Annotated in this window: 23 protein-coding genes; 22 read left to right on the forward strand and 1 reads right to left on the reverse strand. The window is 42.4% G+C overall.

Going from position 1 to position 21,753, the window contains the following annotated elements; genetic code table 11:
- The first annotated feature begins 95 nt into the window (after positions 1-95).
- Positions 96-1,703: a CTP synthase gene (locus tag ACFX4I_RS06255; RefSeq protein WP_076368370.1), complete on the forward strand. Its 1,608-nt coding sequence runs from the start codon at positions 96-98 to the stop codon at positions 1,701-1,703.
- A gap of 51 nt (positions 1,704-1,754) precedes the next feature.
- Here ACFX4I_RS06255 and ACFX4I_RS06260 read toward each other — a convergent pair whose 3' ends face one another.
- Complete coding sequence (locus ACFX4I_RS06260; protein ID WP_230300309.1) at positions 1,755-2,285, reverse strand: DUF2529 domain-containing protein; 531 nt, start codon at positions 2,283-2,285, stop codon at positions 1,755-1,757.
- Between the two features lie 316 nt (positions 2,286-2,601).
- On the opposite strand from ACFX4I_RS06260, the gene ACFX4I_RS06265 reads away from it, so the two are divergent.
- From ACFX4I_RS06265 to wecB, 21 genes are all read left to right on the forward strand, one after another.
- Positions 2,602-2,973, forward strand: coding sequence for a response regulator (locus tag ACFX4I_RS06265; protein WP_034315860.1), 372 nt, complete (start codon positions 2,602-2,604; stop codon positions 2,971-2,973).
- Between the two features lie 247 nt (positions 2,974-3,220).
- Positions 3,221-4,078, forward strand: a complete 858-nt coding sequence (locus tag ACFX4I_RS06270) for a class II fructose-bisphosphate aldolase (RefSeq protein WP_098370203.1) — start codon at positions 3,221-3,223, stop codon at positions 4,076-4,078.
- 188 nt (positions 4,079-4,266) lie between these two features.
- On the forward strand, positions 4,267-4,917 hold the full coding sequence (gene fsa / locus ACFX4I_RS06275; protein WP_230300310.1) for a fructose-6-phosphate aldolase: 651 nt from the start codon (positions 4,267-4,269) through the stop codon (positions 4,915-4,917).
- 207 nt (positions 4,918-5,124) lie between these two features.
- Positions 5,125-6,408, forward strand: a complete 1,284-nt coding sequence (locus tag ACFX4I_RS06280; protein WP_230300311.1) for a UDP-N-acetylglucosamine 1-carboxyvinyltransferase — start codon at positions 5,125-5,127, stop codon at positions 6,406-6,408.
- Between the two features lie 99 nt (positions 6,409-6,507).
- Positions 6,508-7,470 (forward strand): class II fructose-bisphosphatase, encoded by a 963-nt coding sequence (gene glpX, locus ACFX4I_RS06285; RefSeq protein WP_063234169.1) that lies wholly within the window; start codon positions 6,508-6,510, stop codon positions 7,468-7,470.
- 319 nt (positions 7,471-7,789) lie between these two features.
- A complete protein-coding gene (gene rho / locus ACFX4I_RS06290) occupies positions 7,790-9,079 on the forward strand; it encodes a transcription termination factor Rho (RefSeq protein WP_034315849.1) in 1,290 nt (429 codons plus the stop codon).
- A gap of 148 nt (positions 9,080-9,227) precedes the next feature.
- Positions 9,228-9,428, forward strand: coding sequence for a 50S ribosomal protein L31 (gene rpmE, locus ACFX4I_RS06295; RefSeq protein WP_034315847.1), 201 nt, complete (start codon positions 9,228-9,230; stop codon positions 9,426-9,428).
- Between the two features lie 138 nt (positions 9,429-9,566).
- Positions 9,567-10,172 carry a thymidine kinase gene (locus ACFX4I_RS06300; protein ID WP_034315845.1) on the forward strand — a complete coding sequence of 202 codons (606 nt, stop codon included), beginning with the start codon at positions 9,567-9,569 and terminating at the stop codon, positions 10,170-10,172.
- Positions 10,173-10,382: 210 nt separating this feature from the next.
- Positions 10,383-10,838 carry a hypothetical protein gene (locus tag ACFX4I_RS06305; RefSeq protein WP_230300312.1) on the forward strand — a complete coding sequence of 152 codons (456 nt, stop codon included), beginning with the start codon at positions 10,383-10,385 and terminating at the stop codon, positions 10,836-10,838.
- A gap of 160 nt (positions 10,839-10,998) precedes the next feature.
- Positions 10,999-12,069 (forward strand): peptide chain release factor 1, encoded by a 1,071-nt coding sequence (gene prfA, locus ACFX4I_RS06310; RefSeq protein WP_377419697.1) that lies wholly within the window; start codon positions 10,999-11,001, stop codon positions 12,067-12,069.
- Positions 12,062-12,931, forward strand: a complete 870-nt coding sequence (gene prmC, locus ACFX4I_RS06315; RefSeq protein ID WP_290369652.1) for a peptide chain release factor N(5)-glutamine methyltransferase — start codon at positions 12,062-12,064, stop codon at positions 12,929-12,931. The genes prfA and prmC overlap by 8 nt, the downstream gene beginning before the upstream one ends.
- Before the next feature lie 150 nt (positions 12,932-13,081).
- On the forward strand, positions 13,082-14,014 hold the full coding sequence (gene spoIIR / locus ACFX4I_RS06320; RefSeq protein WP_377419699.1) for a stage II sporulation protein R: 933 nt from the start codon (positions 13,082-13,084) through the stop codon (positions 14,012-14,014).
- Positions 14,015-14,305: 291 nt separating this feature from the next.
- Positions 14,306-15,355, forward strand: a complete 1,050-nt coding sequence (locus tag ACFX4I_RS06325) for an L-threonylcarbamoyladenylate synthase (RefSeq protein WP_377419701.1) — start codon at positions 14,306-14,308, stop codon at positions 15,353-15,355.
- Positions 15,356-15,429: 74 nt separating this feature from the next.
- Positions 15,430-15,996 carry a manganese efflux pump MntP gene (locus tag ACFX4I_RS06330; RefSeq protein ID WP_230300316.1) on the forward strand — a complete coding sequence of 189 codons (567 nt, stop codon included), beginning with the start codon at positions 15,430-15,432 and terminating at the stop codon, positions 15,994-15,996.
- Positions 15,997-16,140: 144 nt separating this feature from the next.
- Positions 16,141-16,584 carry a low molecular weight protein arginine phosphatase gene (locus ACFX4I_RS06335; protein WP_230300317.1) on the forward strand — a complete coding sequence of 148 codons (444 nt, stop codon included), beginning with the start codon at positions 16,141-16,143 and terminating at the stop codon, positions 16,582-16,584.
- A gap of 133 nt (positions 16,585-16,717) precedes the next feature.
- Positions 16,718-16,924 (forward strand): hypothetical protein, encoded by a 207-nt coding sequence (locus tag ACFX4I_RS06340; protein WP_230300318.1) that lies wholly within the window; start codon positions 16,718-16,720, stop codon positions 16,922-16,924.
- Positions 16,925-16,955: 31 nt separating this feature from the next.
- Positions 16,956-17,402, forward strand: coding sequence for a ribose 5-phosphate isomerase B (rpiB, locus tag ACFX4I_RS06345; RefSeq protein WP_283932407.1), 447 nt, complete (start codon positions 16,956-16,958; stop codon positions 17,400-17,402).
- 71 nt (positions 17,403-17,473) lie between these two features.
- A complete protein-coding gene (locus tag ACFX4I_RS06350; RefSeq protein WP_230300320.1) occupies positions 17,474-18,067 on the forward strand; it encodes a TIGR01440 family protein in 594 nt (197 codons plus the stop codon).
- A gap of 371 nt (positions 18,068-18,438) precedes the next feature.
- On the forward strand, positions 18,439-19,680 hold the full coding sequence (locus ACFX4I_RS06355; protein WP_192207256.1) for a serine hydroxymethyltransferase: 1,242 nt from the start codon (positions 18,439-18,441) through the stop codon (positions 19,678-19,680).
- A 233-nt stretch (positions 19,681-19,913) separates the two neighbouring features.
- Positions 19,914-20,543 carry a uracil phosphoribosyltransferase gene (gene upp / locus ACFX4I_RS06360; RefSeq protein WP_034315825.1) on the forward strand — a complete coding sequence of 210 codons (630 nt, stop codon included), beginning with the start codon at positions 19,914-19,916 and terminating at the stop codon, positions 20,541-20,543.
- A gap of 23 nt (positions 20,544-20,566) precedes the next feature.
- Complete coding sequence (gene wecB / locus ACFX4I_RS06365) at positions 20,567-21,709, forward strand: non-hydrolyzing UDP-N-acetylglucosamine 2-epimerase (RefSeq protein ID WP_230300322.1); 1,143 nt, start codon at positions 20,567-20,569, stop codon at positions 21,707-21,709.
- Positions 21,710-21,753 lie beyond the last annotated feature (44 nt).

A 21,753-nucleotide genomic window follows, 5' to 3' on the forward strand; every position in this document is an offset into this window, starting at 1 on the left:
TTTACCCGCTCATGTGGCGGAAGATTCGATTCAGGTTCCGATTTAATGATGTGAAGAACAGAGTTGGAAGAAAACATTCTATAGGAGGATATAAGATGACAAAATATATTTTTGTGACAGGTGGAGTAGTTTCTTCCTTGGGAAAAGGGATAACGGCCGCTTCTTTAGGTAGATTATTAAAAAATAGGGGATTGAATGTTACGATCCAGAAGTTTGACCCTTATATCAACTTGGATCCTGGTACGATGAGTCCATATCAACATGGTGAAGTGTTTGTAACGGATGATGGTGCTGAAACGGATTTGGATTTGGGACACTATGAGCGTTTCATTGATATCAACCTTGGTAAACACAGCAATGTGACTACAGGCAGAATTTATTCAACCGTCCTGAGGAAAGAACGCCGTGGCGATTATCTAGGTGGAACGGTTCAAGTCATTCCCCATATCACGAATGAAATTAAAGAACGCGTTTTCCGTTCAGGCAATGAAACGAATGCCGATATAGTCATCACTGAAATTGGCGGTACTGTAGGGGATATCGAGTCTCTTCCATTCCTTGAAGCGATTCGCCAAATCAAGAGTGATATCGGCATCAATAATGTTATGTATATTCATTGTACACTGGTTCCTTACATCAAAGCTGCTGGTGAAATGAAAACAAAACCGACACAGCATAGTGTAAAAGAATTACGCAGTCTTGGCATTCAGCCAAATATCATCGTTGCACGTACAGAAAGCCCGATTTCACAAGATATGAAGGATAAAATCGCTTTATTCTGCGATATCGATAAAAATTCTGTTATTGAATGTCTTGATGCGGATACACTTTACTCCATCCCTCTTGCGCTTCAAGCACAAAATATGGACCAAATCGTTTGTGATCACTTGCAATTGGACTGTGGCGAAGCGGATATGGAAGATTGGAAGGAACTAGTCAAAAAGGTTACTTCTTTATCAAAGAAAACGAAAATCGCCTTAGTCGGAAAATATGTTGAATTGCAAGATGCTTATCTTTCTGTAGTGGAAGCACTTAAGCATGCTGGTTACGCATTTGATGCAGATGTTGAAATCGACTGGGTGAATTCCGAAGACGTAACTAAAGAAAATGTTGCTGAACTTCTTCAAGATGCAGATGGAATCCTTGTCCCTGGCGGATTTGGAGATCGTGGAATTGAAGGGAAAATTGCAGCGACCGAATTTGCCCGCACGACAAAAAAACCATTCTTCGGAATTTGCTTAGGCATGCAGTTGGCGTCCATTGAGTATGCACGCAACGTCCTGGGATTGCCAGAAGCACATTCAGCTGAAATTAAGGAAGATACTCCAGATCCAATCATCGATCTTCTTCCTGAGCAGAAGGATGTAGAAGATTTGGGCGGAACACTGCGTCTTGGTCTGTATCCATGTAAGCTTATCGAAGGAACTAAAGCATACGAAGCGTATAATGACGAGGTTGTTTATGAACGTCACCGTCACCGTTATGAATTCAATAACCACTACCGTCAAGCTATGGAAGAGGCAGGATTCGTGTTCTCCGGTACAAGTCCAGATGGTCGTCTAGTTGAAATCGTAGAACTAAAAGATCATCCTTGGTTTGTGGCTTCTCAATTCCATCCGGAATTCACGTCACGTCCTAACCGTCCGCAGCCGCTATTCCGTGACTTTGTCGGTATGTCATTAAAGTACGGCAAAAATCTTTAATAAATAAAAAAACAGCCCATGTGGCTGTTTTTTTTGTTTAGGATGAAGATATCATTCTTCATCTTCATATTCGTTTATGATTTCTTCAAGAGTGAATTTAATCCCATAATAAGCGAAAAGAGCGGCAATGAGGGTAGGGTACCCATATCGATTTCCAGTTTCATCGGGAATCAATCCCCGTTGGATACGTAAATCAATATGAACGTCAGCCAACTCCAAAAGAGATTCTTCTTCAGCAGGGACGGATGTAGAAACCGCAACAAATGGTATATCTTTTTCCTTGAGTTGTTTTGCCAGCATCAATGCTTCTGAATCGTCCGAATGGCGGCTGAATATAAGAAATCGATCTTCCCTGGAAATGGTTTCCCCTAATTCATATCTTTTTGCCTTGGGAAAGGGTTCTGCCCCATTCAAAGCCTCGGCAGTGACGCCCTGCATTTCACCAAAACCGTGAATGAACACAGAACCGTCCCCAACCGCTGCCTGAGCGAGCAAGCGTCCTGCATCCTCCATTTCAAAGGCCTCATTTTCAATCATTTTTTTAAATAAACCGCTTATCTGTGTCGAGAAAATTTTTAACATGATCAGGGACTCCTTTAAAAAATAATATACTTATTATAAAGGACTTTCCTTTGCATTGACAGGTTTCAGGGCTTTTGATCCGGAAGGGCTGAATTGACTAAATCGGTCGAAAAAACAAAAAAATTAAAATTCCTTTTAGCCATATAGCAGGAATCTTGTTACAATTATCGAATATGAACATAGAAATCATGAATGAAATAAATGCGTTGGACCTCAAGTCATTTAACGCAATCTATGTAACTACCCTTTTTCGGGTAATATGGCCGAATAGGCTAATATATTTTATTGATGAATCGGGAAGGGGAGAGGTGATAAAATGCCAGGGAAAATATTAATTGTTGATGATCAATTCGGGATTCGTATTTTATTGAACGAGGTTTTACATAAAGAAGGGTATGAAACATTTCAAGCCGCTAATGGCATACAAGCCTTGGAAGTGCTTAATAATCATTCACCTGATCTTGTATTGCTGGATATGAAGATTCCGGGAATGGATGGCATTGAGATCTTGAAAAGGATGAAAGTCGTCGATCCGGACATCCGGGTCATAATCATGACGGCATATGGTGAACTTGATATGATTCAGGAAGCAAAGGATTTAGGGGCAATGACACATTTTGCAAAGCCGTTTGATATTGATGATATTAGAAAGGCCGTTCGAGAATACTTACCGATTCAATCAAGTTAACGGTCTTGAAAATTTAATATTATTGACGGGGAAGCTGCCGCGGCTATCTTTTTTTAGATGGGCCGTGTTTTTTTGGAATAAATTTTGAGGCTTGGAATAGTGTAATTGTTGCTGTTTTTTTGATGTATTGATATGCTAAAAGAGGAGAGATATTCTGATTTATTAGCGTATGCTACTTTGGTTTTAGGGAATATCTAGAAAGAATTAAATTTAAAAATCATAACATCCACTAGTAGGAGGAAATCAAATGCCTTTAGTTTCTATGAAAGATATGCTGAATAAAGCCCTTGATGAAAAATATGCAGTAGGTCAATTCAATATCAATAACCTTGAATGGACTCAAGCTATTTTAGCTGCTGCAGAACAAGAAAAATCTCCAGTCATCCTTGGTGTTTCCGAAGGTGCTGCCCGTCATATGGGTGGTTTTAAAACGACTGTCATGATGGTTCAAGGATTGTTGGAAGACATGAAAATCACTGTTCCTGTGGCAATTCACCTTGACCATGGTTCAAGTTTTGATAAATGTAAGGAAGCTATCGAAGCAGGATTCACTTCAGTCATGATCGATGCTTCACATCATCCGATCGAAGAAAATATCGAAACAACCAAGAAGGTTGTCGAGTTCGCTCACGCACGGAATGTTTCGGTTGAAGCGGAAGTGGGCACGGTTGGCGGACAAGAAGATGATGTAATCGCTGATGGAGTCGTATATGCAGATCCTCAAGAATGTGAACAGTTAGTTAAAGAAACGAATGTCGACTGTTTTGCTCCAGCTTTGGGATCCGTTCACGGACCATACAAAGGTGAACCTAACCTAGGCTATAAAGAAATGGAAGAAGTACGGGATTTAACGAACAAACCTCTTGTTCTTCATGGCGGTACAGGCATCCCTACGAAAGATATCCAAAAAGCGATTTCTCTTGGAACATCAAAAATCAATGTGAATACGGAAAATCAAATTGTGTTCACAAAAGCGGTTCGTGAAATTTTGAATAACGATTCTGAAGTGTACGATCCTCGTAAATACATGGTACCTGGCCGTGAAGCTATTAAAGAAACGGTCATCGGCAAAATACGTGAATTCGGTTCAAACGGCAAAGCATAATTTAGAAACGTAACATAAGGGTTCCATCCCTTTAAATGTAAGATGATAAAGGCAATATTCCCATTGGGGGGTTCCCCCCTAATGGTTTCTTTTAGATGCAGGGCTGAATCCGGGCTCCATTTTTAGAACAATTAGAATTCAGAGGCATATAGGGAAATAAAAAATCGATTACATACGGAGGATATTTTATGAAATTCTTTATAGATACAGCAAACATGGAAGAAATCAAACAAGCGCACGAACTTGGCGTTTTAGCAGGTGTTACGACTAACCCGTCCCTTGTTGCAAGAGAAAAGGGAGTTTCTTTCCATGACCGGCTAAAAGAAATCACAAGCCTTGTTAAGGAATCCGTTTCTGCTGAAGTCATTGCGCTTGATTTTGAAGGAATGATGACGGAAGCCAAGGAACTCGTTGCTATTGCACCTAATATCACGATTAAAGTGCCAATGACCCCAGACGGCTTGAAGGCTGTTTCAGCACTTACAAAACAAGGTGTCAAAACTAATGTCACGCTTATTTTCAGTGCCAACCAAGCTTTATTGGCAGCTAGGGCAGGAGCAACTTATGTATCGCCATTTTTAGGACGCTTGGACGACATCGGCCAAAATGGTTTGGATTTAATTTCGGATATTGCTGACATATTTGCGATCCATGATATCAACGCTGAGATCATTGCAGCTTCCATCCGCCATCCGATGCATATTACAGAAGCGGCTCTTAAAGGGGCACATATTGCAACGATCCCTTATAAAGTTTTAATGCAATTATTCCACCACCCATTAACGGATAAAGGGATTGAAGCTTTCTTGAACGATTGGAATTCACGTACTGAAGCATAATGCCTTGCCGCTAAGTCGCTATAGATTGCACCCTTTTAACTAAATTAACATAAATTAGAAATTTTTATCTTTTTTTACATGAATTTTTTACTTTTGTGTAAACTAAAGAACTAGATAGTAAATGTTGTCGGATTATGCAATTTTCCTGTGGTAAAATATTACTTTTGAAAGTAGCTTCTAAGTGCTTAGCGTGGAAGGGAGTTTATTATGGAAAAACTTAAAATTGCCGGTGGCTATCCCCTAAAGGGAAGCATTCGTGTCAGCGGAGCAAAAAATAGTGCGGTTGCCCTTATTCCGGCAACAATTTTAGCGGACTCTCCCGTAACGATTGAAGGCCTGCCTGATATCTCGGATGTACAGATGCTGAAAGAGTTAATGGAGGAAATTGGCGGTGAGGTATCCTTCGATGAAGGGGAAATGACAGTCAACCCCAGCAGGATGATTTCGATGCCTCTTCCCAATGGAAGGGTCAAGAAGTTACGTGCCTCTTATTATTTAATGGGGGCAATGCTTGGTAAATTCAAAAAGGCAGTGATCGGCTTGCCTGGAGGATGCCATTTAGGACCCCGTCCGATAGATCAGCATATTAAGGGGTTCGAAGCACTAGGCGCTCAAGTGACGAATGAACAAGGAGCCATTTACCTTAGGGCGGACGAGCTCCGGGGAGCACGCATATATTTGGATGTCGTTAGTGTAGGGGCAACGATCAACATCATGCTTGCCGCCGTTTTGGCCAAAGGCCGCACTGTGATTGAAAATGCTGCGAAAGAACCGGAAATCATCGATGTTGCCACACTGTTGACCAATATGGGAGCGAAAATAAAGGGTGCAGGGACGGATATCATTCGTATTGATGGTGTGGATAGTTTGCATGGGTGCAAGCATACGATCATACCGGATCGGATTGAAGCCGGTACTTTCATGATTTTAGCCGCTGCTGTTGGTGAAGGGATTCTGATCGATAATGTCATTCCCCAGCATTTGGAGTCATTGACTGCCAAATTAAGGGAAATGGGGATTAATATTGAAGCGGGTGATGACCAGATATTTGTCTCACCGGGAGAAAAATATAAACCCGTTGATATCAAGACATTGGTTTACCCTGGATTCCCAACAGATCTTCAGCAACCTTTCACTTCCCTCTTAACAAAAGCAAGCGGTTCTAGCATGGTGACCGATACGATATACGGGGCACGATTTAAGCATATTGATGAACTGCGACGCATGAATGCGAAGATCAAAGTCGAGGGCAGAGCAGGCATCGTCGATGGTCCTGTCCAACTTCATGGGGCAAAAGTGAAGGCAAGCGATTTACGTGCCGGAGCAGCTCTTGTAATTGCCGGTTTAATGGCTGAAGGGATTACGGAAGTGACCGGGCTTGAACATATAGATCGCGGATACAGCCATCTTGTTGAAAAACTTTCGGGTTTGGGAGCGACGATTTGGCGTGAAGAAATGACGCAAGAAGAAGTGGAGCAGCTTAAAAGCTGATCCCTTTTCTTGTTACCTCATTGTGTTACTATATATGATATAATGTGTTATACTAATATATAAATAAATCATGCTAGTGTACATGAGGGGGAACCGGAAATGGAAAGAAGTTTATCGATGGAGCTTGTCCGCGTAACAGAGGCGGCGGCACTGAATTCAGCTCGTTGGATGGGAAGAGGAAAGAAAGACGAAGCGGATGATGCAGCAACAACTGCAATGCGGGATGTTTTCAATACTATTCCCATGCAAGGAACGGTTGTAATCGGTGAAGGGGAAATGGATGAAGCGCCAATGCTTTATATTGGCGAAAAACTTGGTACTGGTCTTGGGCCGCTAGTCGATGTTGCTGTTGATCCTTTGGAAGGAACGAACATCGTTGCATCTGGCGGCTGGAATGCATTGGCTGTATTGGCGATAGCCGATAAGGGGAACTTGCTTCATGCCCCGGATATGTATATGGATAAAATAGCTGTCGGACCCGAGGCTGTTGGTCAGATTGATATCAATGCTTCCGTATTGGACAACCTGAAAGCGGTAGCCAAGGCAAAAAATAAAGATATCCAAGACGTGGTTGCAACAGTATTGAACCGTGATCGTCATTCGAAGATCATTCATGAACTTCGTGAGGCGGGGGCACGTATCAAGTTGATCAACGATGGAGATGTAGCGGGAGCCATAAATACGGCCTTCGATCTTACCGGTGTTGATATCTTATTCGGATCTGGCGGAGCTCCAGAGGGAGTTATTGCAGCCGTTGCCTTGAAATGCCTTGGAGGGGAAATTCAGGGTAAGCTCGTTCCTCATAGTGATGAAGAAGTGGAACGCTGTGGAAAAATGGGCCTTGATTTAGGAAAAGTCCTCAGAATGGAAGACCTTGTTCGCGGAGATGACGCAATTTTTGCTGCAACAGGTGTGACTGATGGAGAACTTTTACGCGGTGTACAATTTAAAGGGCATTACGGTGAAACACAATCCGTAGTCATGCGTGCTAAATCTGGCACCGTTCGATTCATTGATGGGCGTCACAGTCTTAAGATTAAACCGAATGGTTTGATTGACTGATAGCGTTTTTTAGAAAAATCACTTTTAAAAAGCGAGCGGTTTCATCGCTCGCTTTCTCTTTTAAAAAATTTAAGTTGAATAATTAAAATAAAAAAAGTAAAATAAAGCTTGGTCTACTATTTAATAATTTAAAATCTGCCCTTTCACTCCAAACTTCAAGAAGCCTTCAAATAATTTTCTTCTTTACATGTAAAAATGTATCATCCTTTCTAAGAAAACTCTGGTCGGGTACATGGATTGCGGTTTTTCTTCCATCTAACAAACCATTTCTTTTTCAGTATGGGTGAAAACGTTTAATTAATAAAAGTGTGGTGTCATAATGAATTTAACTATTTCTAATTTAGAAAACATGAAACTAAAGGATCTATATGAGCACGCGCGTGAATATAAAGTTTCCTATTACAGCAAACTTTCAAAAAAGGAACTTATTTTCGCTATCCTGAAAGCACAAGCTGAGCAGGATGGTCTCCTATTCATGGAGGGCGTTTTAGAGATCATACCTTCAGAGGGCTTCGGTTTCCTGCGTCCAATTAATTATTCTCCAAGCTCGGAGGATATTTATATTTCTGCTTCACAGATCCGCAGATTCGATTTGCGAAATGGAGATAAAGTGTCCGGTAAGGTAAGGCCTCCAAAAGAAAACGAGCGCTATTATGGATTGCTGCATGTCGAAGCAGTCAATGGCGATAATCCGGAATCAGCTAAAGAGCGTGTCCACTTTCCAGGTTTAACACCGCTGTATCCAAACAGGCAAATAAAACTTGAAACGACACCGAAGAACTTATCGACCAGGATTATGGATGTCCTGGCACCGGTCGGTTTTGGGCAGCGTGGTCTGATAGTCGCACCGCCAAAAGCCGGTAAAACGATGCTCATCAAGGAAATTGCCAATGCGATAACCACAAACCATCCCGAATCGGAATTGATTGTGCTGTTGATCGATGAACGCCCGGAAGAAGTGACAGACATTGAACGTTCCGTGGCAGGAGACGTGGTAAGTTCAACTTTCGATGAAGTGCCGGAAAACCATATCAAGGTGGCTGAGCTGGTTTTAGAACGAGCCATGCGCCTTGTGGAGCATAAACGGGATGTCATCATATTAATGGACAGCATCACTCGACTTGCCCGTGCATACAACCTTGTCATTCCGCCGAGCGGGCGTACACTATCAGGGGGTATTGACCCTGCTGCATTCCACCGTCCCAAACGCTTTTTCGGTGCGGCGAGGAATATCGAGGAAGGCGGCAGCCTGACGATCCTTGCTACAGCATTGGTAGATACGGGTTCAAGAATGGACGATGTCATTTATGAAGAATTTAAAGGTACGGGCAATATGGAGTTGCATCTAGATCGTGCACTTGCCGAAAGACGCATCTTCCCGGCAATCGATATTCGTCGCTCAGGCACTCGTAAAGAAGAATTGTTAATTCCGAAAGATCGCCTGGATAAACTATGGGCCATTAGGAAAACGATGTCAGATTCACCTGACTTCTCGGAGAAATTCCTTCGCCGTCTAAAGCAGACAAAAGGTAATGAAGAATTTTTCAGTAAGCTGGATGAAGAGATGTCAGAAATGAAAAAGGGGCCAGCGAGCGTAAAACGTTCTTAACCCTGTAAGAAACAAACAGTTGCACAACTAGTCTTAAGTTGTTATAATGAGTTCATGTGTTTTTACAATAAATGTGAGGGTGCTTTTCCCTCAACTTGAAGTATATAACTCTGTTTCGAATGATTCAGGGCATAAGGAGCTGAAAAGAATGAAAACTGGAATTCATCCAAATTATAAGCTTTCAAAAGTAATTTGCTCTTGCGGAAACACTTTTGAAACTGGTTCAGTTAAAGAAGAGATCAAAGTTGAGACTTGTTCAGAGTGCCACCCATTCTATACTGGTCGTCAAAAATTCGCTGAAGCTGGCGGACGTGTTGATCGTTTCAACAAAAAATACGGTATTAAATAAGCCGGACTTTTTAAAAAACAGGCAAGTATTTTTCTTGCCTGTTTTTTCTTTTCCATAAACAAGTAAGAATTTATATAAAGCCGGGTCGACTTCAATTATGGCCAAGGGATCGACAGGTGGAAGGGAGTAGCTGTTTCCATGTATGTAATGAAACAAACAGGCTGGATCGAGCTTATTTGCGGAAGCATGTTTTCAGGTAAATCTGAAGAATTGATTAAACGAGTCAGCCGTGCTCAATTTGCTAAAGAGCAAATAGCTGTATTTAAACCAGCTATTGATAATCGCTATGCGGAAGAGGCTGTCGTATCACATAATGGCTCTTCTGTGATGGCAAAACCGATTGCCCATTCAACGGATATTTTTAAGTATTTGGACAAGCCCCTGGATATCATTGCAATAGATGAAGTGCAATTTTTTGATCATGAAATTATCGGGGTTGCCCAGCATCTTGCGGACAGCGGTTATCGAGTGATCATGGCAGGACTCGATCAAGATTTCAGAGGTGAACCATTCGGTCCTATGCCTGTTCTATTATCGCTTGCAGAGTCGGTGACTAAGCTGCAGGCTGTGTGTGAAGTGTGCGGATCACCTGCGAGCAGGACACAGCGATTGATAGATGGTGAGCCGGCCTCCTATGATGAGCCGATCATCCTTGTAGGTGCATCGGAATCATACGAGCCCCGCTGCCGCCATCATCACGAAGTTCCGGGTAAGCAGGCTGTGGGGATTAAAGAACATATTTGAATGATGGTGCCCTATGATCCAATGAGATCGTAGGGTGCTTTTTTTATGAAGAACTATTTAGGGAAAATTATAAGTGGTGGAAAAACTGCTGGAGTCATCCAGGTTGCATGACCAATACATGGAAGGGAAATGAAAGATAAATATTGCCCCATTTTGGGCAGGCTAACGGGGAAATGTTCTTCTTAACCAGTCAAAATGGAGGGAAAAAATATGAAATCAAAACTGCTTATTATGACGGCCTTTCTGCTTGCTGGACTAACGGCATGCGGCCAAAATGACAATGCAATAAATAATGATTCGGAATATGGGGATCAATCCCGTGATGGCAGGGATTTTGTTGGCAAGGGTTTAAAACAAGTATCCAATAATGATTGGGACAATGAAGCGGAACGGCCATCAGATCAGGTCCTCAACACACCGCATCATACGTCCAATAATTCTCCATCCATGGGGCAGCAAATTGATGAAATCCGCGGAGTCATTGATTCTGAAACCAATTATGAGGCGGGCTCCGTTTGGTTTAATGGAAATACCATACATGTTACGGTCCATGATAAAGGCCAAATCAAGACGGAAAAAAAGAGAAATGAGGAAAAGCAGCGAATACAAGGCATGATAAACAGGGTTGTGCCTCAATATAATCTAGATGTAAAATTAAAGAAATAACGACATTTATGAATCCTCTTTGACGTTGATTATTCACCTATACTATAATTAACCTAGAAGTGAACTGACCTGGGGCACTGAGCTACTTATTTATAGTTAGAAAAGATGGATTACTTCCAATACGTTTCAGATGTTTTGGAAAATTTATGAGGTGAATAATTTGTTTGATCGTTTACAAGCAGTAGAAGATAGATATGAAAGATTGAATGAACTATTAAGTGACCCGGAGATCATTAATGACTCTAAGAAGCTAAGGGAATATTCGAAGGAGCAATCCAGCATTCAAGAGACCGCATCGACTTATAAAGAATATAAAGCGGTTCGTGAGCAACTCCAGGAAGCGAAGGCGATGCTGGAGGAGAAACTTGATGCGGATATGCGTGAAATGGTAAAAGAAGAGATCAATGAACTTGATGAGTCCATACAAGGCCTTGAGGGTAAACTGAAAATATTGCTTATTCCGAAGGACCCTAACGATGATAAAAACGTAATCATGGAGATTCGCGGAGCGGCAGGCGGAGATGAGGCGGCTTTATTTGCAGGTAGTCTATACCGAATGTATAGCCGTTTTGCCGAGGTGCAGGGTTGGCGGACTGAAGTCATTGAAGCAAGTCCTACAGGGCTTGGCGGCTACAAGGAAATCATATTCATGATTAATGGCAATGGTGCTTATTCCAAATTGAAGTTCGAAAATGGAGCGCATCGCGTTCAGCGGGTACCTGAAACTGAATCAGGCGGACGGATTCATACATCTACAGCCACGGTTGCCGTTTTACCTGAAGCTGAGGAAGTGGAAGTGGAAATCCATGATAAGGATGTTCGTGTCGATACCTTTGCATCAAGCGGTCCTGGAGGGCAAAGTGTCAATACGACAATGTCGGCGGTGCGCTTGACTCATATTCCGACTAATACGGTTGTATCCTGTCAAGATGAAAAATCACAAATCAAGAACAAAGAAAAAGCAATGAAGGTTTTGCGTGCCAGGGTGTACGATAAAATCCATCGCGAAGTACAGGCTGAGTATGATCAAAATAGGAAGCTTGCCGTTGGAACGGGCGATCGATCCGAAAGGATTCGCACTTATAACTTCCCGCAAAACCGCGTTACCGACCACCGTATTGGTTTAACGATTCAAAAACTGGATCAAATCATGGAAGGTAAACTGGATGAAGTCGTTGATGCATTAATCATGGAAGACCAATCTTCAAGGCTGGAAAATGCAGATGAGTAACTCTGCCGTGAAAGTGTTTGAAGCCCTTAAATGGGCTTCTTCTTTTTTAAAGGAAAATGATCGTGATGCCAATGCTGGGGAAATCCTGTTACAGCATTTTTTAAAACAAACTCGCTCCCAAATGCTGGCCAACCTTCATGATGAGCTTAATGAAGCGGATTTCGGGCAATTTAAGGCCGCTATTGAACGGCATGCTGAGGGAACGCCCATCCAATATATAATCGGCAGTGAGGAATTTTATGGACGGACCTTCTTTGTGAATGAAGAAGTGCTCATACCGAGACCTGAAACAGAAGAATTGATTTATTATGCTTTACGTAAAATCCCGGCCATTTTTATGGAGGGACAGAAGCTTCGTTTAGCTGATATTGGGACCGGCAGCGGCGCAATCGCCATAACGATGAAACTTGAAAAATCAAACTTGTTGGTGACGGCCACGGACATAGCGGAACCATCGCTTGAGGTGGCGCGGAAAAATGCCGAATCACTTGGTGCCGAAGTGGAGTTCATGCAAGGTGATTTGCTTTTGCCTTTCATAAACATAAACCAGAAGGTGGACGTCCTTTTATCGAATCCGCCATATATACCAGATGATGATCATGAATCCATGTCAGTAGTCGTGACAGGTCATGAACCGCATCGTGCATTATTTGCCGGTATCGATGGGCTGGATTTTTACCGCCGCTTTATGGAGCAGTTACCTCTGATCATGAAGGTGCCTGGGCTGATCGGTTTTGAAGTGGGCACTGGACAGGGTGAGGCGGTTGCCGATTTATTGAAGCGAACCTTTCCTGCCGCAGAAGTATCCATTGTAAATGACATTAATGAGAAAGATCGAATGGTCTTCGCTGTATTAAATTGATCCGTCTCTCCTTTTGAGACGGATTTTTTTATGGAAACCACCCTCATTATCCTATGGAATCTATATTTCCAGCTATCAACTTTTTTTATTTTTACTAGTTTAAGATAGCTGGAAAATGGTGAGACTAATTCATGTGAGGGGGCGAAGGCGATGAAAACTAAACATTTAGCCATTATTTATCTATTAATCTTAACTATAGGAACGATCGTAAGTATATATATGCCTAAAGCGGAGATGGTCGGTGCAGAAGCTACGAAGGTGATCCCGGATGAGGCAATTCGTCTGCGGATACTTGCTAACAGTGATGCAGAAAAGGATCAAGCGGTTAAACGGCTGATTAGGGATGAGGTAAATGAAGATATCACAAAGTGGGTCGAGGAACTTACTTCATTGGATGAAGCGAGGGATGTGATCACCTCGCATCTACCGGACATCCAAGCGACGGCTGAGGCAGTTATAAAGGAACAGGGATTGGAGCAGTCAGTTAAAGTGGATTTTGGACAAGCGGAATTTCCGACAAAACTCTACGGGCAGTATTTATATCCGGCAGGGGATTATGAAGCGGTGATTATCACGCTTGGGGAAGGGGAAGGCGCAAATTGGTGGTGTGTTCTATTTCCCCCATTATGTTTCCTGGATTTTTCAAATGGGACGGCTGTAAGTCAAAGTCCGATTGTCGAGGATGAGGGTGAAGGAACCTTGAGTTCGGAAGGGAAGGCGTATGCTGCAACAGATGAAGAGGGTGAGCCTGTTGCAGAGGATGAAGTTGAAGAAGAAGTGCAGGTTGAAAAGGAAAAAGGGCCCGAGGAAGTAGTTGAAGAAGAGGTAGTGGAGGAGAGCGTAAAAGAAGTACCGGAAGAAACGGTAAAAGAAGAGGTTACGGAGCCAGAAGTAAAGGAAGAAGTGACAGAAGTAAAAGACAAGGAACAAGTGACGGAGGAAGTCGTTGATGGGAATGTTGATGAAAACCAGGTTGAACTTGCGGCATCCAATAAACAAGGTCAACAATTATATGAAGGGAAAAAGGAGCCTGAGGTGGAAGTGAAGTCCTTGTTTGCAGAAATCTTCAATGATCTATTTTAAAAAGGGGGCAGATGCCCCCCCTTTTTTTAAAATCAGATAATTTCGTAAACATATCCACAGGGTTATTAACAAAAAATCAAAAAAGTCTGTCATTAATTATTAATATCCACAAAGTTATCCACGGATTCGATGTGGTTATCCCCAATTTGTGGATAACACTTGAATTATGTGTATACTTCTTTTATACTTTCAAAGTATCTTTAAGTGAATTTATTACAATAATTTGAGAATATCGTTCATATAAAAGCGATTATATAAAATAAGAAATGTTAAAAGGCGATGGTGTTCAAGATGAAAACGAAAATTTGGTCAGTGGATAAAAATGTGGATAATTTACAAAGTTATCCCCAGATTACACAATCAGCTGAATTATTAAAGGCAAATCAAGTGGTTGCTTTTCCTACAGAGACCGTTTATGGACTGGGGGCGAATGCCAAAAATGACGAGGCAGTCAAAAAAGTGTTTGAAGCGAAGGGGCGTCCGAGTGATAATCCTTTGATCGTTCACATAGCCTCCGATGACCAGTTGTCAGGTATTGTAGAAGAGATACCGGAACAGGCTCGGAAGCTAATGGCAGAATTTTGGCCGGGTCCTTTGACTTTGATCATGAAACGAAAACCGGGCCAGCTATCAAACCTTGTGACAGCTGGTTTGGACACGGTGGCTGTCAGGATGCCAGATCATCAGGTTGCTCTAGGCCTTATTCGTGCAAGTGATTTGCCCATTGCGGCTCCAAGTGCAAATACTTCTGGGAAACCAAGCCCCACTTCAGCAAAACATGTTGAAGATGACTTGATGGGCCGGATTGCAGGCATAGTCGATGGCGGGACTACGGGTGTGGGCGTAGAATCCACAGTACTTGACTGCACTGTGGAAGTGCCTGTTATTCTAAGGCCTGGCGGGGTGACCCTGGAACAGCTGGAAGCGGTAATAGGGGAAGTCAGGCAAGATGTCGCATTGAAGAATCAGGAAGCGGCGCCAAAAGCCCCGGGCATGAAGTATACCCACTATGCTCCGAAGGCCCCTCTATATTTAGTCAAGGGTAATCAAGCTTTCCTTCAGAAGCTTGTGGATGAAAAAAGAACTGACGGGTTAAAGGTGGGCATCATAACGGCTTATGAACATCAACAGGATTATAAGGCGGATTATGTAATTGTCCCAGGTTCATTAGCGGATTTGCATACTGTTGCGACAGGCTTATATGATGCTTTAAGACAGTTTGACGAGCTGGAGGTCGATGTCATTTTTAGTGAAATGTTTCCTGACCATGGAATAGGGGCTGCGGTCATGAACCGGCTTGAGAAGGCTGCAGGCCATCAAATCATCAAGGAACATGTGTAATAAGGACTGATTTATCCTTCTATTTCTTTTCGGACATGCATAACATGTAGTAGGCACGTCCGAGGAGGATTTGAATGAATACATTTGCTGGAGAAATCATCACCTTATTGCTAATGGCATTCGCGTTGGGAATGGATGCCTTTTCAGTTGGCCTTGGAATGGGAATGTTTAAGCTAAGGTTGAGGCAAATACTTTTTATAGGGATGACAGTAGGCATTTTTCATATTTGGATGCCCTTGCTTGGAATGGGGGCAGGCCGTTTCATTTCAGAAAAATTCGGGACCTTTGCTACATACGCTGGCGGTCTATTGTTGATTATTCTTGGTATACAGATGTTTATCCCTGGTAAAAAGGATGGAGCTGGTGTCAGGGAAAATAAGATGCTGGCTCCTGTCGGGAAAGGTCTATTCATTTTTGCTTTAGGGGTAAGCCTGGATAGCTTCTCAGTAGGATTGACGCTGGGAATTTACGGTGCAAAAACGATTTTGACCGTTCTTTGTTTTGGGTTTGCTGCCACTCTATTAACGTGGTCTGGGCTTTTACTGGGTAGAAAAATGCAGGGCTTGCTTGGCGTGTATAGTGAGATTCTTGGCGGAAGCATCCTGTGTGCGTTTGGATTGAAATTATTGTTCTCTTTTTGATCCGCTTGAATTCATATCGTTCCTTCCTCAACTGTTCCGATTACTGGGGCGGTTTTTATTTTTCTTCGGACATAATGAGGGTGATTTTTTTGACTATAATAAACGGGCGATAGCTTATAATGAATAAAAAAGGAGGCGTTAAAAATGTTCCGAGTATTATTTGTATGTACGGGTAACACATGCAGAAGCCCGATGGCAGAAGCGATATTGAAAAATAAGAATATTGCGGGTGTTGAAGTGAAGTCCGCAGGCGTGTATGCTTCATCAGGCCAGGATGCTTCGCTGCATGCTAAAAATGTATTGGTTGAAAATGGAATAGTGCATAATCATCATTCAACGCCCTTATCCAAGAAGGAAATGGAATGGGCGACTCATATTTTCACCATGACGGAAGGGCATAAATCGGTCATTACCCGTGCTTACCCCCAAATGATCGATAAGACTTTTACTTTAAAAGAATTCATTATTGAGGATAAATATGATAGAGACATAATAGATCCGTTTGGCGGTTCTGAAGGCATTTACCGGGAAACGTTCAGGGAGCTGCAGGAATTAATAGAAGAATTAGTAAAAAGGCTTAAAGAATAAACGGGGTACATAATGTGGTCGCTGCAGTAAAAGATATTACTAAGCTTGTTGCCCGTCAATGCAAAGTGTAGGATCAAGGCAGTCCCAAGAAGTGGCTGCTATTGCAGAATAAGCATCTGCTGGAGCGGAAGAAGTGACGGCTACGACAAGCGAACAAGCGATAGTCATGGAAAATGTCGAAAAATCGGCAATGGAACTTAAAGTGCAAGCGGAAAAACAGGACCATTACCCGCTTTCACACTTGACATTTTACTGCAGGAAGCCCGAGTCGGTTTCCTGCTTCTTTGCGGGGAAAAAGGATGGACATCCTTTATCTTTTCATAATTTTGTGACACAATAAAATCAAATGAAAAAGCTAGAGGAGGATTATGATGAAAGTTGCGATTGCTTCGGATCATGGTGGTATACATATCCGTGAAGAAATAAAGAATTTATTGAGTGAGTTACAGATTCCATTTGAGGACTTTGGCTGTGAATGCAGTACGTCGGTGGATTATCCTGATTATGCCTTGCCGGTTGCTGAAAAAGTGGCGCGGGGTGAGTTCGATCGGGGCATTTTAATCTGTGGAACTGGAATTGGAATGAGTATTGCTGCCAATAAAGTCAAAGGAATACGATGTGCATTGGTTCATGATGTCTATAGTGCTAAATTGACCCGCCAGCATAATGATACCAATATGTTAGCGATGGGGGAACGTGTCATTGGCCCGGGTCTGGCCAGGGAAATCGCACAAACATGGCTGACTTCGGAATTTGAAGGCGGGCGTCATCAAAACAGGATCGGTAAGATTGCGGAGTATGAAGGTAAACATAGCTAATTCTTATGGTTTTTTGGAGAGAACCCTTTTCTTCCGATAGCAAGTTTTCTTAATTGAAAGGATGCGTTTTCATGACAAGTGATGCTACATTTTCAAATGAGCTTGAGATATGGGAAAACCAGTTTCGGGAACTTTTACATGAGTTTCAAGAACAGACAGCTTTAAAAGAGAAACAGCTACTGGTGATCGGCTGCAGTACAAGTGAAGTGATCGGGAAAAGGATCGGTACAGAAGGGACGCTCGATGTTGCAGGGATGATTTTTTCCGTAGTTAGGGATTTTCAAGGAAAAACGGGTGTTCAGGTTGCATATCAATGTTGTGAGCATCTAAACAGGGCCTTGGTTTTGCAAAGGGAAACCGCGGTTCGATATGATTATGAAGAAGTTTCAGTTGTACCTGTAAGAACAGCTGGGGGATCGATGGCGACGTACGCCTATCAGCGATGGAAAGATGCTGTCGTCGTCGAGCATATTAAAGCGGATGCGGGGATTGACATTGGGGACACCTTCATTGGCATGCATCTGAAGCATGTGGCGGTTCCGATTCGCTCTGCCATTAAAGAAATAGGACATGCACATGTGACCATGGCAAAAACACGTCCGAAACTGATTGGCGGGGAGCGGGCCGTTTATCAGGACATTTCTGATAACAAAAGTTGTACTTAATGGGTAAGTGGGACAGCATTTCTCGGATGGGGAATGCTGTTTTTTAATTGAATGCGAGCGAAATCGTAAAGCTCAAGATAAGGTTCACAAAAAAATCACTACTTTATAGTGCTAATAGAATGGTGATTTTGCTTATGAAATATAGGGTGGAAGAGCTATTTAGTATAATTTAGGTGTTAAATACGAACGTTTTTAAATAAAAAAACATTTAACGTTCGATAAAATTAGACTATCACTTCTAAATTAGACATGTTAAAATGGAGTAGAATTTTCTAATAACTATTGGTAAGGCTTTTTCATGCTTTTTTGAAGGCATGTTGCACATAAATACTAAAAAGCGAATCACGCACAATTTGAGGAGGAATTACGGAATGAATCGTTTAGCAAAGCAAGATGAGCAAGTGTTTAACGCCATTCAACTGGAATTAGGGCGTCAAAGAAGTAAAATTGAGCTTATTGCTTCTGAAAACTTCGTGAGTGAAGCTGTCATGGAAGCACAAGGATCGGTCTTGACTAATAAGTATGCAGAAGGATACCCTGGAAAACGTTACTATGGCGGATGTGAGTATGTAGACATCGTTGAAGATCTAGCACGTGAGCGTGCGAAAGAAATTTTCGGAGGGGAGTATGTGAACGTACAGCCTCACTCTGGAGCTCAAGCCAATATGGCTGTTTACTTTACTGTTCTTCAAACTGGAGACACAGTACTTGGGATGAACCTTTCGCATGGAGGTCACTTAACACATGGAAGTCCAGTTAACTTCAGTGGTGTTAACTACAATTTTGTTGAATATGGTGTAGACGAAAAAGATCACCGTATCGATTACAATGATGTATTGGAAAAAGCGCGTCAGCACAAACCGAAATTGATCGTAGCGGGTGCAAGTGCATATCCGCGGGAAATTGATTTCAAGCGATTCCGTGAAATTGCAGATGAAGTTGGGGCTTATTTAATGGTCGATATGGCGCATATTGCAGGTTTAGTTGCGGCTGGATTACATCAAAGTCCGATTCCTTATGCTGACTTTGTAACGACAACCACTCATAAAACACTTCGCGGACCACGCGGAGGGATGATCATCTGTAAAGAAGAATTCGGTAAGAAGATCGATAAATCCATCTTCCCTGGAATTCAAGGCGGTCCGTTGATGCATGTTATATCCGCTAAAGCTGTTGCATTCGGCGAAGCGCTTCAAGATGAATTTAAAGTATATGCACAACAGATCATCGATAATGCTAAACGTTTGGGCGAAGGTTTGAAGAAAGAAGGGTTCACCCTTGTTTCTGATGGAACGGACAATCACTTGATTCTTCTTGATGTGCGCTCTACTGGATTAACGGGAAAAATCGCAGAACATGTTTTGGATGAAATCGGTATTACCGTGAACAAAAATGCGATTCCTTATGACCCGGAAAAACCATTCGTTACCAGCGGTATACGCATTGGGACTGCGGCGGTGACATCACGTGGCTTCGGATTGGAAGACATGGATGAAATAGCTGCAATCATCGGACTTGTTTTGAAAAATAATGAAGACGCAGCTAAACTTGAAGAAGCAAAACAACGTGTCGAATCATTAGCGAGCAAGTTTGAATTATATCCTTCATTGTAATATCGTAGCTGCTCCCTTTTAAAGGGAGCGGTTTTTTTGTATCTTATGGAAGGCCGGTGTTAGAAGAATCCGAATAGTGAAAATAGGTCTGACATCTAAACCTTTATTGAAGATTGAAACATTTTTCTGTAAAATAGGTTGAAGTGAATTTTAAAAGACACGAAAATTTTCTATTCAATTAGGGAAATCATAAAAAAGCGCAAAACTAAGCAATGGAATTGGAGAGATGCTAAATGGGAAAAGTTTATGTTTTCGATCACCCGTTAATTCAACACAAATTAGCCTATATACGTGATATAAATACAGGAACAAAAGAATTCCGTGAACTAGTGGATGAAGTTGCATCATTGATGGCATTTGAAATCACCAGGGATATGCCGCTGGAAGAGGTGGAAATCCAAACGCCTGTAAGCACAGCGAAAGTGAAAATGCTTTCTGGTAAAAAAGTGGGGATCGTTCCGATTTTACGTGCGGGCATAGGGATGGTGGACGGGATCATTAAGCTGATTCCTGCTGCAAAGGTCGGACATGTTGGACTTTACCGTGATCCTGAAACATTGAAACCGGTTGAGTATTATGCGAAAATGCCAAGCGATTTGGCTGAAAGGGAATGCATTGTCGTTGACCCGATGTTAGCCACTGGCGGATCAGCCATCGAAGCGATCCATTCCATTAAAAAGCGCGGTGCAGTCAATATTAAATTCATGTGTTTGATTGCAGCTCCAGAGGGTGTAGAAGCATTAAAAGAAGCCCATCCTGATGTTGATATTTATATTGCGGGTCTTGACGAAAAACTGAATGAACACGGGTATATCGTTCCAGGTCTTGGAGACGCGGGAGATCGTTTATTCGGCACAAAATAAGGAGAGAAACTGAGGTGTCACGAATGAATAAACCGATAAAAGTCATGACCATTTTCGGGACGAGACCAGAAGCTGTCAAAATGGCTCCCTTAGTACTCGAATTTCAAAAACACCCAGAATATTTCAAGCCGATTGTTGCTGTTACGGCTCAGCATCGCCAAATGTTAGATCAAGTTCTCGAACTATTTTCCATACAGCCGGACTATGACTTGGACATAATGAAGGAAAGGCAAACACTTGCTGACATTACAACAAGAGCATTAAATGGTCTTGATTCAGTAATGAAGGAAGCTAAACCTGATATTGTTCTTGTACACGGTGATACAACCACGACGTTTGTCGCAAGTCTGGCAGCTTTTTATAATCAAATTGTCATTGGGCATGTAGAAGCGGGGCTGCGCACATGGAATAAGTATTCCCCCTATCCGGAAGAGATGAATCGGCAGCTTACAGGTACCATGGCAGATTTGCATTTTGCGCCGACTTCGAAAGCGGAGGAGAATCTGCTGAACGAAAACAAGAAGGATAATATCTTCGTGACGGGAAATACGGCAACCGATGCTTTAAAAACTACTGTACGTTCCACGTATTTCCATCCGGTTTTAAATGGACTGGGAGAAGACAGGCTCATTTTGCTTACCGCCCATCGCAGGGAAAACCTTGGCGAACCCATGAGGAATATCTTCAGGGCCGTAAAGAGAATCATTGCTGAGCATGATGACGTTCAAGTGGTATATCCTGTCCATTTAAATCCGCTTGTTCAGGAATTGGCAAACGAAATTCTCGGGGACGATCCGCGGGTTCATTTGATTGAACCGCTGGATGTATTGGATTTCCATAACTTCGCTTCAAGAGCCTATCTGATTTTGACTGATTCTGGAGGAATCCAGGAAGAGGCACCGTCACTTGGTGTACCTGTCCTAGTTTTAAGGGATACGACCGAACGTCCTGAGGGGATTGCTGCTGGAACCTTAAGATTGGCGGGTACTGATGAACAAAACATATATAACTTGGCACATGAATTGCTCACCGATCAAGAGGTGCACGAAAAAATGTCCAAAGCTTCAAATCCATATGGGGATGGAAATGCTTCGGTCCGCATCGCTGAAGCCATCCGTTACTATTTTAAGCAAGCAGACATGCCGCCAACTAGATTTGACTCATAAAAAAGGAAAAGCCATGCGCTTTTCCTTTTTTTATTTGCATACTC

The organism is Peribacillus sp. YIM B13472, from assembly GCF_042788005.1.
In the GTDB taxonomy this organism is placed as follows: domain Bacteria; phylum Bacillota; class Bacilli; order Bacillales; family DSM-1321; genus Peribacillus; species Peribacillus simplex_E.

Excerpts from the sequence above, each read along its gene's own strand:
- ACFX4I_RS06260 (WP_230300309.1), bottom strand. The coding sequence starts at position 2,285 with ATGTTAAAAATTTTCTCGACACAGATAAGCGGTTTATTTAAAAAAATG.
- rpiB (WP_283932407.1), top strand. The coding sequence starts at position 16,956 with ATGAAAGTTGCGATTGCTTCGGATCATGGTGGTATACATATCCGTGAA.
- rho (WP_034315849.1), top strand. The coding sequence starts at position 7,790 with ATGAATTTAACTATTTCTAATTTAGAAAACATGAAACTAAAGGATCTA.
- ACFX4I_RS06335 (WP_230300317.1), top strand. The coding sequence starts at position 16,141 with ATGTTCCGAGTATTATTTGTATGTACGGGTAACACATGCAGAAGCCCG.
- spoIIR (WP_377419699.1), top strand. The coding sequence starts at position 13,082 with ATGAAAACTAAACATTTAGCCATTATTTATCTATTAATCTTAACTATA.
- rpmE (WP_034315847.1), top strand. The coding sequence starts at position 9,228 with ATGAAAACTGGAATTCATCCAAATTATAAGCTTTCAAAAGTAATTTGC.
- ACFX4I_RS06330 (WP_230300316.1), top strand. The coding sequence starts at position 15,430 with ATGAATACATTTGCTGGAGAAATCATCACCTTATTGCTAATGGCATTC.
- ACFX4I_RS06300 (WP_034315845.1), top strand. The coding sequence starts at position 9,567 with ATGTATGTAATGAAACAAACAGGCTGGATCGAGCTTATTTGCGGAAGC.
- ACFX4I_RS06305 (WP_230300312.1), top strand. The coding sequence starts at position 10,383 with ATGAAATCAAAACTGCTTATTATGACGGCCTTTCTGCTTGCTGGACTA.
- upp (WP_034315825.1), top strand. The coding sequence starts at position 19,914 with ATGGGAAAAGTTTATGTTTTCGATCACCCGTTAATTCAACACAAATTA.
- ACFX4I_RS06265 (WP_034315860.1), top strand. The coding sequence starts at position 2,602 with ATGCCAGGGAAAATATTAATTGTTGATGATCAATTCGGGATTCGTATT.
- prmC (WP_290369652.1), top strand. The coding sequence starts at position 12,062 with ATGAGTAACTCTGCCGTGAAAGTGTTTGAAGCCCTTAAATGGGCTTCT.
- ACFX4I_RS06280 (WP_230300311.1), top strand. The coding sequence starts at position 5,125 with ATGGAAAAACTTAAAATTGCCGGTGGCTATCCCCTAAAGGGAAGCATT.
- ACFX4I_RS06270 (WP_098370203.1), top strand. The coding sequence starts at position 3,221 with ATGCCTTTAGTTTCTATGAAAGATATGCTGAATAAAGCCCTTGATGAA.
- wecB (WP_230300322.1), top strand. The coding sequence starts at position 20,567 with ATGAATAAACCGATAAAAGTCATGACCATTTTCGGGACGAGACCAGAA.
- ACFX4I_RS06255 (WP_076368370.1), top strand. The coding sequence starts at position 96 with ATGACAAAATATATTTTTGTGACAGGTGGAGTAGTTTCTTCCTTGGGA.
- ACFX4I_RS06350 (WP_230300320.1), top strand. The coding sequence starts at position 17,474 with ATGACAAGTGATGCTACATTTTCAAATGAGCTTGAGATATGGGAAAAC.
- fsa (WP_230300310.1), top strand. The coding sequence starts at position 4,267 with ATGAAATTCTTTATAGATACAGCAAACATGGAAGAAATCAAACAAGCG.
- ACFX4I_RS06355 (WP_192207256.1), top strand. The coding sequence starts at position 18,439 with ATGAATCGTTTAGCAAAGCAAGATGAGCAAGTGTTTAACGCCATTCAA.
- ACFX4I_RS06325 (WP_377419701.1), top strand. The coding sequence starts at position 14,306 with ATGAAAACGAAAATTTGGTCAGTGGATAAAAATGTGGATAATTTACAA.
- glpX (WP_063234169.1), top strand. The coding sequence starts at position 6,508 with ATGGAAAGAAGTTTATCGATGGAGCTTGTCCGCGTAACAGAGGCGGCG.